At 35.2% G+C, this 17,298-nt stretch carries 17 protein-coding genes; 10 read left to right on the forward strand and 7 right to left on the reverse strand.

From position 1 onward, the window contains the following. Positions 1–3: 3 nt before the first annotated feature. Positions 4–249, reverse strand: a complete 246-nt coding sequence (locus AC6EIY_RS01320; RefSeq protein ID WP_110860620.1) for a hypothetical protein — start codon at positions 247–249, stop codon at positions 4–6. A 90-nt stretch (positions 250–339) separates the two neighbouring features. Beyond that, a complete protein-coding gene (locus AC6EIY_RS01325; RefSeq protein ID WP_498507167.1) occupies positions 340–2,091 on the reverse strand; it encodes an ABC transporter ATP-binding protein in 1,752 nt (583 codons plus the stop codon). A 74-nt stretch (positions 2,092–2,165) separates the two neighbouring features. Here AC6EIY_RS01325 and AC6EIY_RS01330 point away from each other — a divergent pair, with 74 nt between their 5' ends. The 9 genes from AC6EIY_RS01330 to AC6EIY_RS01370 all read left to right on the forward strand — a co-directional run bounded on the left by AC6EIY_RS01330 (position 2,166) and on the right by AC6EIY_RS01370 (position 12,409). After that, complete coding sequence (locus tag AC6EIY_RS01330; RefSeq protein ID WP_498507168.1) at positions 2,166–2,477, forward strand: DUF3288 family protein; 312 nt, start codon at positions 2,166–2,168, stop codon at positions 2,475–2,477. A gap of 112 nt (positions 2,478–2,589) precedes the next feature. After that, complete coding sequence (gene trpD / locus AC6EIY_RS01335) at positions 2,590–3,627, forward strand: anthranilate phosphoribosyltransferase (RefSeq protein WP_498507169.1); 1,038 nt, start codon at positions 2,590–2,592, stop codon at positions 3,625–3,627. Positions 3,628–3,656: 29 nt separating this feature from the next. Beyond that, positions 3,657–4,799 carry a glutamine-hydrolyzing carbamoyl-phosphate synthase small subunit gene (gene carA / locus AC6EIY_RS01340; RefSeq protein ID WP_498507170.1) on the forward strand — a complete coding sequence of 381 codons (1,143 nt, stop codon included), beginning with the start codon at positions 3,657–3,659 and terminating at the stop codon, positions 4,797–4,799. A gap of 126 nt (positions 4,800–4,925) precedes the next feature. After that, positions 4,926–5,228 (forward strand): STAS domain-containing protein, encoded by a 303-nt coding sequence (locus tag AC6EIY_RS01345; RefSeq protein ID WP_498507171.1) that lies wholly within the window; start codon positions 4,926–4,928, stop codon positions 5,226–5,228. Then, positions 5,225–5,623, forward strand: coding sequence for a Mini-ribonuclease 3 (locus AC6EIY_RS01350; protein WP_498507173.1), 399 nt, complete (start codon positions 5,225–5,227; stop codon positions 5,621–5,623). Before AC6EIY_RS01345 ends, AC6EIY_RS01350 begins: the two co-directional genes overlap by 4 nt. Positions 5,624–5,641: 18 nt before the next feature. Beyond that, the gene (gene rlmB, locus AC6EIY_RS01355) at positions 5,642–6,892 is read left to right on the forward strand and encodes a 23S rRNA (guanosine(2251)-2'-O)-methyltransferase RlmB (RefSeq protein WP_498507174.1); all 1,251 of its coding nucleotides are present in this window, start codon (positions 5,642–5,644) and stop codon (positions 6,890–6,892) included. A 226-nt stretch (positions 6,893–7,118) separates the two neighbouring features. Next, complete coding sequence (locus tag AC6EIY_RS01360; RefSeq protein WP_498462645.1) at positions 7,119–7,349, forward strand: DUF1816 domain-containing protein; 231 nt, start codon at positions 7,119–7,121, stop codon at positions 7,347–7,349. A 30-nt stretch (positions 7,350–7,379) separates the two neighbouring features. Then, entirely contained in the window at positions 7,380–8,840 is a 1,461-nt protein-coding gene (gene gatA / locus AC6EIY_RS01365) for an Asp-tRNA(Asn)/Glu-tRNA(Gln) amidotransferase subunit GatA (protein WP_498507175.1), read from the forward strand. Between the two features lie 71 nt (positions 8,841–8,911). Then, positions 8,912–12,409, forward strand: coding sequence for a DNA polymerase III subunit alpha (locus tag AC6EIY_RS01370; RefSeq protein ID WP_498507177.1), 3,498 nt, complete (start codon positions 8,912–8,914; stop codon positions 12,407–12,409). Positions 12,410–12,418: 9 nt separating this feature from the next. Here AC6EIY_RS01370 and AC6EIY_RS01375 read toward each other — a convergent pair whose 3' ends face one another. Genes AC6EIY_RS01375 through AC6EIY_RS01395 form a run of 5 tightly spaced genes read right to left on the reverse strand, consistent with a single transcriptional unit; the run spans position 12,419 to position 15,211 of the window. Then, on the reverse strand, positions 12,419–12,859 hold the full coding sequence (locus AC6EIY_RS01375; protein WP_498507178.1) for a photosystem II biosynthesis protein: 441 nt from the start codon (positions 12,857–12,859) through the stop codon (positions 12,419–12,421). Positions 12,860–12,886: 27 nt separating this feature from the next. Next, entirely contained in the window at positions 12,887–13,156 is a 270-nt protein-coding gene (rpsO, locus tag AC6EIY_RS01380) for a 30S ribosomal protein S15 (protein ID WP_269610248.1), read from the reverse strand. A 51-nt stretch (positions 13,157–13,207) separates the two neighbouring features. After that, entirely contained in the window at positions 13,208–13,882 is a 675-nt protein-coding gene (gene ruvA / locus AC6EIY_RS01385) for a Holliday junction branch migration protein RuvA (RefSeq protein ID WP_498507180.1), read from the reverse strand. Between the two features lie 37 nt (positions 13,883–13,919). After that, complete coding sequence (locus AC6EIY_RS01390; RefSeq protein WP_498507181.1) at positions 13,920–14,306, reverse strand: cAMP phosphodiesterase; 387 nt, start codon at positions 14,304–14,306, stop codon at positions 13,920–13,922. Beyond that, the gene (locus tag AC6EIY_RS01395) at positions 14,303–15,211 is read right to left on the reverse strand and encodes a DMT family transporter (protein ID WP_498507182.1); all 909 of its coding nucleotides are present in this window, start codon (positions 15,209–15,211) and stop codon (positions 14,303–14,305) included. The genes AC6EIY_RS01390 and AC6EIY_RS01395 overlap by 4 nt, the downstream gene beginning before the upstream one ends. Before the next feature lie 48 nt (positions 15,212–15,259). Between AC6EIY_RS01395 and dnaG the strand changes: the two genes are divergently transcribed. Then, positions 15,260–17,287, forward strand: coding sequence for a DNA primase (dnaG, locus tag AC6EIY_RS01400; RefSeq protein WP_498507183.1), 2,028 nt, complete (start codon positions 15,260–15,262; stop codon positions 17,285–17,287). The last annotated feature ends 11 nt before the right edge of the window (positions 17,288–17,298 follow it).

A 17,298-nucleotide genomic window follows, 5' to 3' on the forward strand; every position in this document is an offset into this window, starting at 1 on the left:
ATCTTAATTTATAGTTTCTATTTTAATATGATTAATTAATGTAGTAACAAATGCAAATAATAAGAAAGGAAGGCTTAATACAAGGATTAATCCAACACCCAAGAGAGCAAAAATAGGCCTTGATGAGCCCATCAAGGCAAGGCCTGCAGCAAGACTTACAAAAATCACACCCATCCATGCAAGGATTTGTATGTAAATATCACCAAATGCAAGATCGCAAATAAGTTTATATTTTGTTAATGCGCTCATGATTAAATAATTATTTCTATGAACATAATAGTTCTAATATCTTATATCTAAATTAATTTAGATTAATTAAAAAAATATAATAAGTAATGATTAATCATCTGACTGAAGTTGCTCTTTAGCTTTTTCTCTTTCCCACATGCTTTTATAAAGACCCTCTTTCATAATTAAGTGTTTATGAGTGCCTTCCTGAACAATTCTCCCTTCCTGCATTACTAATATGCGATCACACGATGCAGCAGCTGAAAGTTGATGACTAATCATTAAAACAGTTTTATTGTATTGGTTTTTTATTGTTTGAAGTATTGCTGAGGCTGTTTTGTTGTCGACGCTTGCTAAAGCATCATCAAGAACGATTATTTTTGAATTTACCAGTAATGCTCTACTTAGGGCCGTTCGTTGTCTTTGCCCACCGCTAAGAGTTATCCCTCTTTCACCGACGAGAGTTTTAAAACCATCAGGAAAACCTTTTATGTCTTCTGTCATTCGTGCTTCATAAGCTGATTCTTGTACTCTCGATATAGAAGCATTTGGATCTCCATATCTAATATTTTCTGTAAGTGTTTCTGTAAAAAGATATCCCTCTTGAGGTACCAAAGCAATATTGCTTCTTAGCTGCTTTAGCTTTAAATCAGTGACATCATTGTCATCCAAAAATAATGTCCCTTCCTTAATGTTTATCATTCTTCCTAAAGCTCTTGCCAATGTGGTTTTTCCGCAACCTACAGGTCCAACTAATGCAACTATTTCTCCTGGATTTATTTTAAAAGAAATTTCATTAAGTATTTTCCTAGAAGAATCTTCATACTTTATTGATAGATTTTTAGCTTCTAATTTGCCTAAAATAGGTTTAGATATATTGACCGTATTATCTTTGTCTTTAATTGTTGGTTCATGCTTTAAAAGTTCTTCTACTCTTTCTAAACTTACTTGACCCAATTGAAAGGTATTAAGTGTAAAACCTAATAAGGCCGTTGGGAAAACTAGTCTTTCTACATAGAGAATTAAAGCTACTAACCCTCCTACTGTAAGACTTCCGCTGTTTAATCGACCACTCCCAATCGCAATAAGTAAAAGTAATGAGATTGAGGATAAACCTTGAAGAAGTGGAAATAAAGTACTTGCAGTTCTTGCTAGATTGATTGCAGAATCTCTATATCTAATGTTTAATTTCTTAAATTCTTCTTGTTCAGCTTTTTCTTGTCCATAAATCTTAATGGCGCTAATCCCAGATAGATCTTCTTGGATTAATTCACTTAATTCTGATAATGCTTTTTGTTGCCTCTTTCTTTGTTTAACCATTTTTCCGCCGAATAATCCTACGGTGCCAAGCAAAACTGGATAGACAGAAATAGCAAAAAAGGTTAAAAGTGGATCTATGCTCAACATTGCTGGCAAGGTGAAAGTGTATGCCAACAATGTGTTTGTAAGACTTAGAACCGTAAAGCCAAGCAATCTTCGAATGTTTTCTAGATCACTAGTTGCTCTTGTTATTACTTCTCCAGTCCCAATGGTTTGAACCCATGCTGGATCTTGTTCCAGCATTCGATCAAATAATTTTTGTCTTAATGAAACTTCTACTTGTCTACCAACTCCAAATACGAGTTGCCGTGATAGTAACCTTGCTCCTCCCATTACTGTTGCCAAGAGTATTAGCCATGTCGACTTATTAAAGACATATGAAAATGTAAAACCCTCCTTTAGATCATCAACAATATTTCTAACTTCCATTGGTATTGCAACACTTAAAATATTTACAAAAATTAGACAAAAAGCACCAGCTATAAGCTTTCTTTTATGTGGTCTTAAATAGTTTTTTACTAGATCTAGTCTTAATGCAGCCATTCTTTTATTAATATGCTCAATAGCCTAGGCAATATAAGCCCATGGACGTGACCAAAATTGAATTTAGCTAATTTATGAACGAGGCTCAAAATCATCCGCTGTACTCAACAGATCGTGAAAATCTTGATCGTTTATGTGCCATAGATTCCCCCACTTCTAATAATTTTGTTGAATTAGCTAGATTATTAATCCGCTATCAAGATTTCATAGGTGCCGAAGATCTAAATTCTGACATGGATAAATTATTAAAAAAATGGAGTATTAATCGAGATGAATTAGAGAAAATAACAAGAAAGATTTGGTCGGATGGATTTCGTCCTACAAGTCACTCAAGTCCTGAAAACGTTGGATCTGGCTTTGATACGTCAGATTCCTCTCAAGCTTAATGTTAGGAAATTATTTTTTTATTTAAATAACTTCAATAATGGATATATTAATGATTAAGTTGTAAAAAATATTTTGCCAGGATCGAATAGTGCCCTAGCATTTTTTAAATAAATGAACCCACTAAATCCTATAACTTTTTCAGTAATTCTTGAATCACTTCTTTCAGCCAATGATTTAAATGAAGAGCAATGTAATTATTTAATGAATTCATGGCTTGAAAACAAAGTTGAACCAGTTCTAACAGGTGCATTCTTGGCTGCATTTAGAGCAAAGGGGGTTTCTGGTGCTGAACTTTCAGCCATGGCAAAAATCCTTCAAAATGCCTCACTAACCCCATCAGAGTTTCCATCTTTTGATTTGGTTGATACATGTGGAACTGGTGGAGACGGGGCTAATACATTCAATATTTCCACAGCGGTTGCTTTTGTCTCAGCTGCTTTAGGAGTGAAAATCGCTAAACACGGAAATCGTAGTGCAAGTGGGAAGGTTGGATCAGCTGACGTATTAGAAAAATTGGGATTACCTTTGAATGTCTCTTCGGGAAAAGTCCTTGAGGCTCTAAATAATCTGGGGATTACATTTCTTTTTGCGCCTTCTTGGCATCCCGCATTGGTAAATCTTGCTCCTTTACGAAAAAGCTTAGGGGTTAGAACCGTTTTTAATCTGTTGGGCCCATTAGTTAACCCGTTTAGGCCAAAGTCTCAAGTATTAGGAGTTGCCAAAGCTGATTTGCTTGATCCAATATCTGCAGCTTTAAGAGGAATGGGGCTCAAAAGAGCTGTAGTGGTCCATGGCGCAGGCGGGCTTGATGAGGCTTCACTAGCTGGGCCTAATCAATTTCGTTTCCTAGATAAAGGTATTATTAGATCAGAAAATATTAATCCTAGTGCTCTTGGGCTTACTGAAATTTCTAATGAAAGTTTAAAAGGTGATGATTTGGAAACCAATTCTCAAATTTTAATGTCTTTACTCAAAGGAGAAGGAAATAAATGTCATAAAGAAGTCGTAGCATTAAATACAGCTCTTGTTTTATGGGTATCAGGAGCTGAAGATGATTTGCATTTAGGTGTAAAAAGATCCTTAGATTGTTTGAATACAGACAAATCATGGCTTCTCTTTAAAAAGTTAAAAGATTTTTTAGCTACCTAATTCTTTTAACCTTATAAACTCAATTACTTATGTTTTTTGATACTGATTGTTCTGCAATATTATTATTAGAGGATGGTACCTATTTTGAAGGAATATCTTTTGGAGCAATAGGGACTATTTCTGGAGAAGTGGTATTCAATACTGGTATGACAGGATATCAAGAGGTCATAACTGATCCGAGCTATTATGGACAACTAATTACATTTACGTACCCAGAGATAGGTAATACAGGGGTTAATTCTGAGGATAATGAATCATCCCATCCTTCTGTTAAAGGTGTTATTACTAGACAAATATCAGCTACTTCCAGTAACTGGAGGCATGAAAATTTGTTTGAGAAATGGTTAAAGGACGAAAATGTTGTTGGAATTCATGGAGTAGATACAAGAGCACTAGTAAGGCATCTCAGAGAGTATGGTTCTTTGAATGGAATCATTTCATCAGAGTCAAACCTTTCGATTGCTGAATTGTTTTCAATTTTAAAAAGATCACCTTCAATGAGTGGTTTAAATCTTGTAGATAAAGTAACAACTAAGAACACTTATAAGGTTAATTCAACTTGTCTTGTTTCGTTCGATAAGAGGATTAAAAATATAAAAAACAACCCATATAAAGTTGTTGCTATAGATTTTGGAATAAAGCAATCGATTTTGGATCGATTAGTAGCACACGGTTGTGAAGTGACTGTGTTGCCATCAAATTCATCAATTTCCGACGTTTTATCTTTGTCTCCCGAGGGGGTTTTCCTTTCCAATGGCCCTGGTGATCCATCCACAGTTGAGTGTGGTATTGAACTTGCAAAGAATTTAATTGAATACGCAAAACTTCCTGTGTTTGGAATCTGCTTAGGCCATCAAATTCTGGGATTGGCTCTTGGTGGAAAAACTTTTAAACTTTCTTATGGACACAGAGGACTCAATCACCCGTGTGGATTGAATGGAAAAGTTGAAATTACAAGTCAAAATCATGGCTTTGCGCTTAATTCAGAATCTTTAAATTCCGAAAAAGTAAAAATCACCCGATTCAATTTAAATGACCAAACAGTTGCCGCTATTTCAGTAATAGATAGGCCTTTCTTTGGTGTGCAATATCACCCTGAGGCAAGCCCTGGTCCTCATGACGCTGATCATCATTTTAATCATTTCGTAACCTTAATAGAAGAACGACGATGAATCGTGGATTAATTTGGTTTCTATCACTACACTTCCATCAAGAAGTCTTAGGGGACTAATCCCATAGCTGAATTACAACGACTTACTGTTTCTCTTAGAGGTGGTCACAACCAGCAAAATGGTTGTTTGGTTTTAAATTTCACTGGTCAACTGGATGCCTATTCAGAGAAGCAATTCACTACGTATATCAATGAAGTTTTAGGTTCAAATCAACTATCAGTAGTTATTGATTTAACCAATATTGATTTCATTGATTCTTGTGGACTAGGGGCAATGGTTCAAGCTGCTAAAAAATGTTCAAAGTCGAAAAGAGCCTTTAATGTTGTTGGGAACCCGCGAGTTATTCAAACGATTAAACTTGTCCGCCTTGAGGAATACCTTCATTTAGTACCAGATTTGAATACAGCAATTAGTAAGTTATCAGCTTGACTGATTGGATTCGCTCTTGCAAATCATCCATTTCTCCTGATGGATTAGGTCCTTTGCAACTGGCCTGGCTAGGCGATGCAGTATGGGAAATGCATCAAAGGTTGCGATATTGCAGTAGTCCAATGCGATCAAAGGATCTACATAATGCTGTAGTTAAAGAGGTAAATGCATCCAGTCAAGCCAGGGTAATTAGAAAAATAGAGCCATACCTTACTGATATTGAAAAGGATTTTCTTAGAAAAGGCAGAAACAAAGCTGGAAGAGGTCCTAAAAATGTAGATGCAGCCACATATGCAATTGCTACCGGATTTGAGACTATTGTTGGATGGTTGTTTTTAAAAAATCCAAACCGCCTTGCAGATTTATTTGATCTTCTTGATCGACCTATTAACTAGAAAATAGTTCTTATAAAAATGAGTTATCGTTTCAATAAAGACACAAGGAATTCCAAAAATTCTTCATTTGATAAACGAAATCGTAATTATTATCGTCAGGATAATGATGCTAATAAATCAAACTTTAAAGATCGCAGAAGAACAAATAATAAAATTAATCGTCTTTCCTCTGATCAAGTAAATCAATATTCATCAGATAAAGAATCTTCTGAACGATCAAAAAGTAGTCATCAATCAAACTACACATTCAAAGGATCTAATCGATTTGAGAGAAAATCGACCAACTCTTCATACAGAAATCAAAACACTCAAGACAATAACATTTACAGAGGGTCTAACCGATTCGAGAGAAAATCCGCTGACCCGTCATATAAAAATCAAAATACTCGTGGAACTTATAATTCCAGAAGAGTTGAAAATAAAGACCTGCTTTCATATTCGGAAAGTTTTACCAAAACTTTAAGTGATGATTTGATTTGGGGTCGTCATTCAACCGAGGCAGCTCTTTTGGCTGGCAGGGCAATTCACAGAATTTGGTGTACCTCAGAATTACGCAGTGCTCCAAAGTTTTTTCAGCTTCTCAAAGATTCAAAAGCTTCTGGGGTCTTAGTTGAAGAAGTTTCTTGGTCCAGACTTGGGCAACTCACCAATGGAGCAGTTCATCAAGGGATAGTTTTACAAATTGCTGCATCAAAGACACATGATTTGAAGAATTTAATTGATGCATGCAAAGCTTTTGGAGATTCATCATTGCTTCTAGCTTTAGATGGTTTAACTGATCCTCAGAATCTTGGGGCAATAATTCGATCTGCAGAGGCCTTAGGTGCTCAAGGTTTAATACTTCCACAAAGACGAAGTGCTGGTTTAACTGGATCAGTAGCAAAAGTTGCTGCCGGAGCTTTGGAACATCTTCCTGTGGCAAGAGTTGTAAATTTAAATAGGGCTTTGGAGAAATTGAAAGATGCAGGTTATACCGTAGTGGGCCTTGCAGAGGAAGGACCTTCAACTTTGTCTGAAATTAAATACCAAGGGCCACTAGTAGTAGTAATTGGGTCAGAAGATAAAGGAATTTCCCTCATAACGAGAAGGTTGTGTGATCAGTTGGTAAGGATTCCTCTTAAAGGAGTAACTACAAGCCTCAATGCATCAGTTGCTACTTCTATTTTCTTATATGAAGTAGCTAGATCTAGATGGATGCGATCTCTATCAGGACAAGACCCATCACCTAGATTACAAAAACCTCAGATTTCTATTGAAACTAATAACTAATAGTTTTTTTTTAATCTTGAAAAGGAGAAAATATTTTTTATAATTTTACTATAATTTTTAATACTTCATTATCAAATTAGATATAAAAGTTTTTAACGCACAGCTTTTTATATTCAATATTTTTTTGCTTCAAATATATGTTTCATCATCAAGTGAACATAATATTCCTTTTTCCTTTGATAAAAATCACGTTAAGAAACTATAATAAAGCAAACGCAGTCTACTTATGGGTCCCATTAGGGCTCTTCGAAGCTTAGGTAATAGTTTTGGCTTGGCCTGGTGGGCCAAGGTTGAGACAATTCAACCTGAGGTAACCTATTGGTTTGGTCCATTTCTTACTCGTCGAAGCTTGAAAGTCAGATTAAATGGTTTTGTAGAAGATCTTTCTGCAGAATCACCTCAGAAAATAAGCCATAGTTTAATTAGGTGTCGCCGTAATGAGCCTCTAACGTCATAAGCTTAAAAATATTTTTTTCATAATTTAATAATGACTTTTGCAGACTTACGCCAGAAATTGAAAAGTGGTGAAGTATCTTGCAAGGAGCTTGTTCAAGAAAAACTAAATCGAATAAAGAAATTAGATACAACTCTGAATTCCTTCCTAACTGTTAATGCCGATCAGGCATTAAATAATGCTGACCATATAGATAAACAAATTGCCTCTGGCGATTCTCTCCCGACTTTATCGGGCATACCATTGGCCATTAAAGATAACCTTTGTACTAAAGGAATTAAAACAACTTGTGCAAGCAAGATTCTCGGCAATTTTGTTCCCCCATATGAGTCAACTGTCACAAAAAGGCTTTTGAAAGCTGGAGCAATAATGATTGGCAAAACAAATATGGACGAATTTGCAATGGGGAGTTCTACAGAAACCTCTGCATTTGGTCCTACTTTAAATCCATGGGACATAACAAAAGTTCCTGGAGGTAGCTCTGGTGGTAGCGCGGCTTCAGTTGCTGCTGGATTGTGTTATGGCTCACTTGGTTCTGATACTGGTGGTTCAATTCGACAACCAGCAGCATTTTGCGGAGTGGTTGGAATGAAACCTACTTATGGGCGCGTGAGTAGATGGGGGTTAATAGCTTTTGCCAGCTCTTTAGATCAGGTTGGTCCATTTGCAAATAACGTTGTAGACGCAGCTGAAATTTTGCAAGTAATTTCAGGTAAAGATGAGTTTGATTCAACTACTGTTGATGTTCCTGTTCCCAATTATTTAGAAACCCTTTCTAAGTCAATTAAGGGCCTGAAAATAGGTTTGATTGACAACTGCTTTGAACATGAAGGTTTGGCGACTGATGTTAAGGATTCTGTTCTTGCATCTGCCTCACTTCTCGAAAACTTAGGTGCCGAGATTACTAGTGTTTCTTGCCCTCGCTTTAATGATGGAATTGCCACTTATTACGTTATTGCCCCATCTGAAGCTTCAGCGAATTTAGCTAGATATGACGGTGTCAAATATGGATTCCGCTCTGAGGATGAACAATCTCTCATGGAAATGACCTCTAAAAGTCGAGCGCTTGGTTTTGGAAGCGAAGTTAAACGAAGAATTCTTATAGGAACATATGCTCTTTCTGCAGGTTATGTTGATGCTTACTACAAGAAAGCCCAGCAGGTTCGAACGTTGATACGTAAAGACTTTGACGATGCTTTCAAAAAAGTTGATATTTTGTTAGCTCCTACGGCCCCTACTACTGCTTTTGGCTCTAGAGAAAATATTGACAACCCTATGGCAATGTATTTATCAGATTTATTAACTATTCCAGCAAATCTGGCTGGGTTACCAGCTATCAGCTTGCCATGCGGGTTTGATAAATCAGGTCTTCCAATAGGCTTACAGCTAATAGGTAATGTTTTTGAAGAAGCGAAGCTACTTCAAGTAGCCAGTCAATTTGAAGACGCTGCTGCGGTTTATAAAAATAGACCTAAGACAGAATTCACGTTATAAAGATTAAACCACTTTATGTGGAGTGTATGATTGTCGCTACACTATATGCAGTGTAGCTCTATAGGGTATAAATGGCTTTTGTGCCAATCCACAATCATAGTGATTACAGCCTTCTTGATGGAGCTAGTCAACTCCCTTTGATGGTACAAAGGGCAAAGGATTTGGGTATGCCAGCTTTAGCCCTTACCGATCATGGGGTTATGTATGGAGCCATTGAATTATTGAAGTTATGTAAGGCAGCAAATATAAAGCCAATTATTGGCAATGAGATGTACGTCATTAACGGTTCAATTGATGACCCTCAACCCAAAAAAGAGAAAAGATATCATCTTGTGGTTGTTGCGAAAAACCAAATAGGTTATGAAAACCTAGTAAAATTAACAACCCTTAGTCATTTGAATGGAGTAAGGGGGAGAGGTATATTTTCAAGACCATGCATAGACAAGGATTTATTTAAAAAATATAGTGAGGGTTTGATTTGTTCAACAGCTTGTCTAGGCGGTGAAATTCCACAAGCGATATTAAAAGGTAGAAATGATATAGCTAGGGAGGTAGCTGCTTGGTATAAAGAAATTTTGGGTAATGATTTTTACCTTGAAATTCAAGACCATGGATCTATTGAGGATAGAATTGTTAATAGTGAAATAGTCAAAATATCTAAGGAACTTGATATCCAAATTATTGCTACCAATGATGCACATTATGTATCAAAGAATGATATAGAAGCACATGACGCACTGATTTGTGTTTTGACTGGAAAATTAATTAGTGATCATAAAAGATTAAGATATACAGGCACAGAATATATTAAATCTGAGGATGAAATGAGATGTTTGTTTACTGATCATTTAGACAGTAAAGTAATAAATAGTGCAATAGAAAATACAGTTAAACTATCAAATAAGATTGAAGAATATAAGATATTAGGCACTTATAAGATGCCAAATTTTCCTATACCTAATGGATACAAACCAATCGAATATCTTAAGGAAATAACTATCAATGGTTTGAAAGAAATCCTAGATATTTCAGAATTTGATAATTTCCCAAATGTTTATAAGGAAAGACTTGAGTATGAGTTAAACGTGATTGAACAAATGGGTTTTCCCACATATTTTCTTGTTGTGTGGGATTATATAAGATTTGCAAGAGAACAAAATATTCCTGTAGGTCCTGGTAGAGGTTCTGCAGCAGGTTCTCTAGTAGCTTTTTCTCTTCACATAACTAATATTGATCCAGTTGAAAATGGATTATTATTTGAAAGATTTCTCAATCCTGAGAGGAAGTCTATGCCTGATATTGATACCGACTTTTGTATTGAAAGACGTGGAGAAGTTATCGATTATGTTACCAATAAGTATGGTGAAGACAAGGTCGCACAGATAATTACATTTAACAGAATGACATCTAAGGCTGTTTTGAAAGATGTAGCTCGTGTACTTGATATTCCCTATGGAGATGCAGATCGTTTGGCGAAATTAATTCCAGTTGTAAGGGGTAAACCTGCAAAATTGTCATCTATGATTTCAAAGGAATCGCCAAATAAGGAATTCTATGAAAAATACAACAATGATTCAAAAGTAAAGAAATGGGTTGATATGGCAATGAGGATAGAAGGAACAAATAAGACTTTTGGTGTGCATGCAGCAGGTGTAGTTATAGCTGCTAATTCACTTGATAATTTAGTTCCTCTTCAACGAAATAATGACGGACAAATAATCACTCAATATTTTATGGAAGATATTGAATCACTTGGCCTTTTGAAGATGGACTTTTTAGGACTTAGAAATCTTACAATGATAGAAAAGACAATTAATTTAGTTGAGAAATCTATTGGTGAGAGATTAGATCCTGATTCATTTCCTTTTACAGATGAAAAAACATTTGAATTACTTTCTAGGGGTGATTTAGAAGGAATCTTTCAACTTGAATCTAGTGGAATGAGACAAATAGTAAAAGATTTAAAGCCCTCATCTCTGGAGGATATTTCTTCAATTCTTGCTCTTTACCGTCCTGGTCCTCTTGATGCGGGATTAATCCCTAAATTTATAAATAGAAAACATGGTAAGGAAAGTATTGATTTTCAACATCAATCACTTGAACCTATTTTAAGTGAAACTTATGGAATCATGGTATATCAAGAGCAGATCATGAAAATCGCACAGGATTTAGCAGGATATTCGCTTGGTCAAGCAGATTTATTAAGAAGGGCAATGGGTAAGAAAAAAGTATCCGAAATGCAGCGTCATAGAAATCTCTTTGTTGAGGGGGCAGTTAAGAATGGCGTTTCTGCCATTGTTGCTGAACAGTTATTTGATCAAATGGTTTTATTTGCTGAATATTGCTTTAACAAAAGTCATTCAACTGCTTATGGCGCGGTTACTTATCAAACTGCTTATTTGAAAGCACATTATCCCATAGCCTATATGGCGGCATTGCTTACTGTTAATGCTGGCTCGGCTGACAAGGTTCAAAGATACATTTCTAACTGTAATTCAATGGGCATAAACGTAATGCCACCCAATATAAATACTTCTGGGGTTGATTTCACTCCAAATGATAATTCAATTCTTTTTGGTTTTTCAGCGGTAAAAAATTTGGGTGATGGTGCAATTAGAAAAATTATTACCTCTAGAGATAAAGATGGCGAATTTAGTTCATTAGCAGAATTCTGTGACCGAATTTCACTTAGTTCTATTAACCGAAGAGGTCTTGAGGCTTTGATACATTCAGGAGCTCTTGATTGTCTTGAGGAAAATGCAAATCGCGGTCAGCTTATTGCTGATTTGGATTTAACTATTGAATGGGCTTCTTCAAGGGCAAAAGATAGAATTAGTGGCCAAGGAAACCTTTTTGATCTTTCATCCTCGACTGATGATTATTCATCTGCTCCAAAGGCAAAACCAGTTAAAGAGTACCCTCCCTCAGAGAAGCTCAAATTAGAAAAAGAGCATGTTGGCTTCTATCTATCGGATCATCCTTTGAAACAACTTTCAGAACCTGCAAAATTGATTGCTCCTATCAGCCTTTGCTCTTTAGAAGATCAGAAGGATAAGTCAAAGGTTAGTGTAATAGCAATGATTCCGGAAATGAGACAAGTCACAACAAGAAAAGGTGACAGAATGGCGATTATTCAACTAGAGGATTTAACTGGTTCTTGTGAAGCGGTTGTCTTCCCCAAAAGTTATGAAAGATTGTCTGATCATTTGATGGTTGAAACTAGATTATTGATTTGGGGCAGCGTCGATAGGAGAGATGAGACTGTTCAATTGATTATTGATGATTGTCGTGAAATTGATGATTTAAGATTTCTTCTGATAGATCTACGCCCTGAACAAGCTACTGATATCAATGTGCAGCATAAATTAAGAGAATGTCTTTCAAATATTAGACCCGCTAGAAATGAATTAGGCGTTCGTATCCCTGTCGTAGCTTGCCTTAAGGACAATGATAACACTAGGTATGTAAGGTTAGGCGATCAATTCTGTGTAAAAGATGCTGACTTGGCTTTAGATTCTTTATCTAAGAATTCCTTCATAGCGAGAACAAGTCAAAGTCTTGTAATTTAAATTTTATATTTAACTAGTAATATCTTTTTGACTTGTTTTGAATGCGTCTTTCATCCTATTAATGTTTGGCTTTATATTTTCAAAACCAAGCAAACTACCTGGATTAAAATCCCAACTGGCAGAGAGTATTCCATAACTTAATCCTAATAAGCCAATGAGAAAACATATTGCTGAACTGACTAGAGTGAGTGTTGGAGATATATCAGCAATACCTTTGCTTATTAAAAAATAACTTCCAATAAAAACTCCCATACCACTTAGGGTTGGAATACCTGTAGTAAAAGCTATTCTCCTTGCCATTCTATTTGCGACATAGCTTGGAATACCTGACTTCTTATTAGTACTTTTTGATGATTTCTTTGAAACTATTTTTGGGGCTGAGTTATTACTGGAAAATCCTATTTTAACTTCTTTAGGTTGTTCCTTTTTGTTTTTTTTTGTACCTTTCATTAGCTTCTAACAATTCAATACAAGTCATTATCCTCTAATTGCTAATTTTTCAATAAGCTCTGTATATCTTTTTTCACTTTTAGTACGTACATAACCTAAAAGTCTTTTACGCTGACCAATCATTTTAAGCAATCCTTGTCTTGAGGAGAAATCATGTATGTTCCCCTGAAGATGTTTGCTTAATTTTGAGATCCTTGTAGTAAGCATCGCCACTTGGACTTCTACTGAACCCGTATCAGTTGGGTGTACTTGATGTGTGTTGATTAGCTTTTGTTTCTCTTCTGTGCCTAGTGACATTTGATTTGGCTTTTCTATCTTTTCAAGTCTAATTTAATCCCTAGCCTTCTATCAAGTACTCTTTTCACTCAATTTCATAAGAATCTCTTTGAGATGTTTATCCATTAGCTTTGCTTTTTCTTCTGATGATAGAGAGTTCAGTAATAAAGAATTTTCTTTTTCGTTGGTTGTTATGATTTTAATTGAATCTTTTATTTCATTATCTACATAGCCAAGTGAATTCAGAATTAGATATATTTCATCAATATATTTTGAAAATTGATTAGACTCTTTGTCTTTTTTATTGTTATTATTTGTTTCATTAGTCACTATAAATCTTTGAAGTTTGTTTCTTCGCTCAACTATTAATCTCTCTGCGATACGTTTACCTATTCCTTGACTTTTTGTTAATAAATTAGACTCTTTATTTTCTATAGCATTAATTAATTGAGCAACTTCAAAGTCCTCTAACAAAGCTATGCCAATTTGTGGACCTATACCATTAACACTGATGATTTCTCTAAATAAATCTCTTTGATTAACCTCTATAAAACCATATAAACTTGTACCATCTTCACGATCTATTTGGTGAATCCATAATTCAATCTCATTAAAGACTTCAAACTCTTCTAAGTGTTTTGGTAATAGTTGTATTTCATAACCAATGCCACCAACATTTAGTACAATTCCTTTTTTGGTGGATGTCTTCCACTTATGTACTATTTTACCTTTCAACCAACTAATCATTATTTATTCTGATTAAGTTCCTGCAAAAGTTTAAAACTCAACCACCATCAATCTGACATCCGACCATTGATCCACCTACTAAACCAGCAGGGATTGCCCACCAACGATCTTTACCTCTGGATATTGCTGTAGCGAAGCCAGCACCTAAAATGCCACCTGCGACTTTGCCTTCAGAGCAATCATTGTTATCAAAATCACTGTTTTTGTTTGTTAAGCCAATACCTGGGCAGGGGACTTCAACCGTTTCCTCCCATTTTTTTACATATCCAGGATCCTTTCTTGTTCCTGGAACATATTCTTCTCTATATTCGTTTCTCGTACAAGTTCTACTTGAGGAGTAACCTCTCTGATAATCATCTGCAAGAATCGATGTCGATCCAGTGCAAATAAGCACTATCGCAAAAATCATTGATTTACATTTCATATTTTTGTTTGCGAGGTTTTGGATGCACTTATACTAATAATAGTGGAAATTAGTACACAAAAACCACCCAAGTAAATTGAACTTGTTATTGATTCTTTGAAAATTAATATTCCCCATATACTTGCAAAGATAACCTGTGAATAATTTAATGAGGTCGCTTGGCCAGCTGGTAGTAGTCTTAAACCCTCCGTTATACAGAGTTGACCAATTTGTGTGAAAATACCAATGCCTGCTATCCAAAGCCATTCTGCTCCGGTTGGTAATACAAAATCATTAATGATAAAAGGAATAGATAAGGGTATAGAAACCAAAGGAAAATAGAAAATAATTACAAGTGGGTGTTCTTTATAAGAAAGTTTTCTTACACATATGTATGCTAATGACGTCATTAAAGCGCCTAATATTGCAATGATTAGTGCTAATATTGTTTCTTCAATATTACTATTGGAGTTGAATTCTGGTTGACTAACTAAAAGAATTCCTATCCAGCCAATAATGATTGAATAAACTATTCTCTTTAATATAAATTCTTTTAAAAATATGTATGCACATATAACTGTAAATGTAGGGTAAGTGTATTGAATTACTGTTGCTGTTGCTATTGGTAATATTGTTAAGGCTTTGAATATACAAAATAAGGCTAATGTTCCTGACAAACCTCTTATAATTAATAATCTTTTCTGATATCCCCAGGGATTGATTTTATTTTTATATAAGAAAAATCTTGTTATTATTATACTTATGCTAGCCCTAGCAAAAACAAGTTCTGAAATAGGGATCCTCCCTCCAATGGCTTTAACGCATACACTCATAAGGCTAAACGCTAACCCACTTCCTATTAAAAATTTGATCCCTTCTAGATTTTTTCCAATATTAAATTCACCTGTAAGTTTTTTTTCTCTCAATTTCTAAATCTCTTAACTAAATATTTAAACTTCAATTAAAATTATCATATGGCTTCTGCTCGACTACATCCTAGAACAATTGAGTCTGTAAAAGAGCGTGTAGATATTGTTGATGTTGTTGGTGAACATGTTGTTTTAAAGAAAAAAGGTAAAGAATATGTTGGAATATGTCCTTTTCATGATGATAGTAAGCCTTCAATGTCAGTAATCCCTGGTAAACAATTTTATTATTGCTTTTCATGTGGAGCTGGTGGAAATGCCATTAAATTTTTAATGGAGTTTCAGAGACAAAGTTTTAGTGATGTTGTTCTTGAGCTGGCTAAAAAATATCAAGTACCAATCGATACAGTTGAAGGACCGCAACAAGAAAGACTAAAGCAACAGATCTCACGAAGAGATACGCTCTATCGTGTTTTGAAACTGGCTACAGGTTGGTTTAGAAATCAATTAAACTCTCCATGTGGGGAAAATGCCCTTAATTATCTTAAAAATAAACGTCACTTGAGTGATGGCACTTTAATCAATTTTGAGCTTGGGTTTGCCCCAGATAATTGGGATTCATTACTCCAATATTTTGTAGATATAGAAAAAGTCAGTGTTGAGATCCTTGAATCGGCTGGTTTAATCGTACCTCGAAAGGGTGGTAATGGTTTTTATGATCGATTTCGTAATCGTATTATTGTTCCCATACATGATAGGCAAAAAAGAGTTATTGGTTTTGGAGGAAGAAGTCTTGATGGGTCAGAGCCTAAGTATTTAAATTCACCTGAGACTGAAATTTTTGAAAAAGGTAAAAATCTTTTTGGTTTAGATAAATCAGCTATTTCAATTAGGAAAAAAGATTATGCAGTTGTAGTTGAAGGATATTTTGATGTGATGGCACTTCATGATTCTGGTATTACAAATGTTGTCGCCTCTTTAGGAACCGCATTAAGTAGTAATCAAATAACGCTGCTATCTCGTTCTACCGATAGTAAAAAAATTCTTTTAAATTTTGATTCAGATAATGCTGGAATTCGAGCGGCTAATCGCGCTATTAGTGAGGTTGAAAACCTTGCTATTCAAGGTCAGTTAGATTTAAGAGTTCTTCAATTACCTTTAGGTAAAGATCCAGATGAGTTTCTTAAGGATAATTCACCCTCTGAATATGAAGCATTAGCAGCTAAATCACCTCTTTGGATGGATTGGCAAATAGATCAATCATTGAAGGATTTAGATTTAAATAAATCTGATCAATTTCAGGAAGCTGTTAGTACTTTAGTAAGTCTTCTTGGCAAACTACCTCAAACAGCCATCAGAACCCACTATCTACAGAAGGTCGCTCAGCGTCTTAGTGGAGGTCAAGCTAGATTCGCTCTACAACTAGAAGAAGATTTACGTAATCAAATTAGTGGTCAAAGATGGCACGGACGTTCTAAAAAGTATGAAAAACCCCAAGAAGTTAGTCTAAGAGAAAGAAGCGAAGCAGATATACTTTTTACTTATATTCACTGTCCTAATTATCGATCTTATATTCGTTATGAATTGCGATTAAGAGAATTAGACGATTTTGCAATCAATCATCATCGAGCGATATGGTCAACTATATGTAATATTGAGGAGAATAAGTTCGGGTCTGAAACTGTTGAGAAGATAAATCGTTCTAATGATTCAAATAATATTCTAGCCGATGTCGATTTAATTAAAAACTTGTTAGATAGCTTTCTCGTGAGTAACAATGAACATCTTCCTAAGCTTACTCCCTTACTAGAGGCTGATGAACTTCGTTTAGCAACACTAACTGATCCCGAAGCGCTCATTCGTGGATCTCTAGCTGCTCTTGAAAAGCAAAAATCTTTAAAACGTTGTAGACATCTAATTGAGGCATGGAGTTCTCAACGATTACAAACTCTTGAGAACTGTATTGCTTCTCTGATTGTTCAGGAATCTTCTAAGCCTAGTAATTCATCTGATATGGAAAAGAAAGTGATTAGCATGTTTGAAGAGTTAAATAATGATGCTATAAATTTTCAGCAACTTTATTACGCCGAAAGGAAGCATATATTAAGTTTAGATCAACAGCGATGTTACAAATAATTTTCTATAGT

It is taken from the genome of Prochlorococcus sp. MIT2304 (assembly GCF_059772405.1).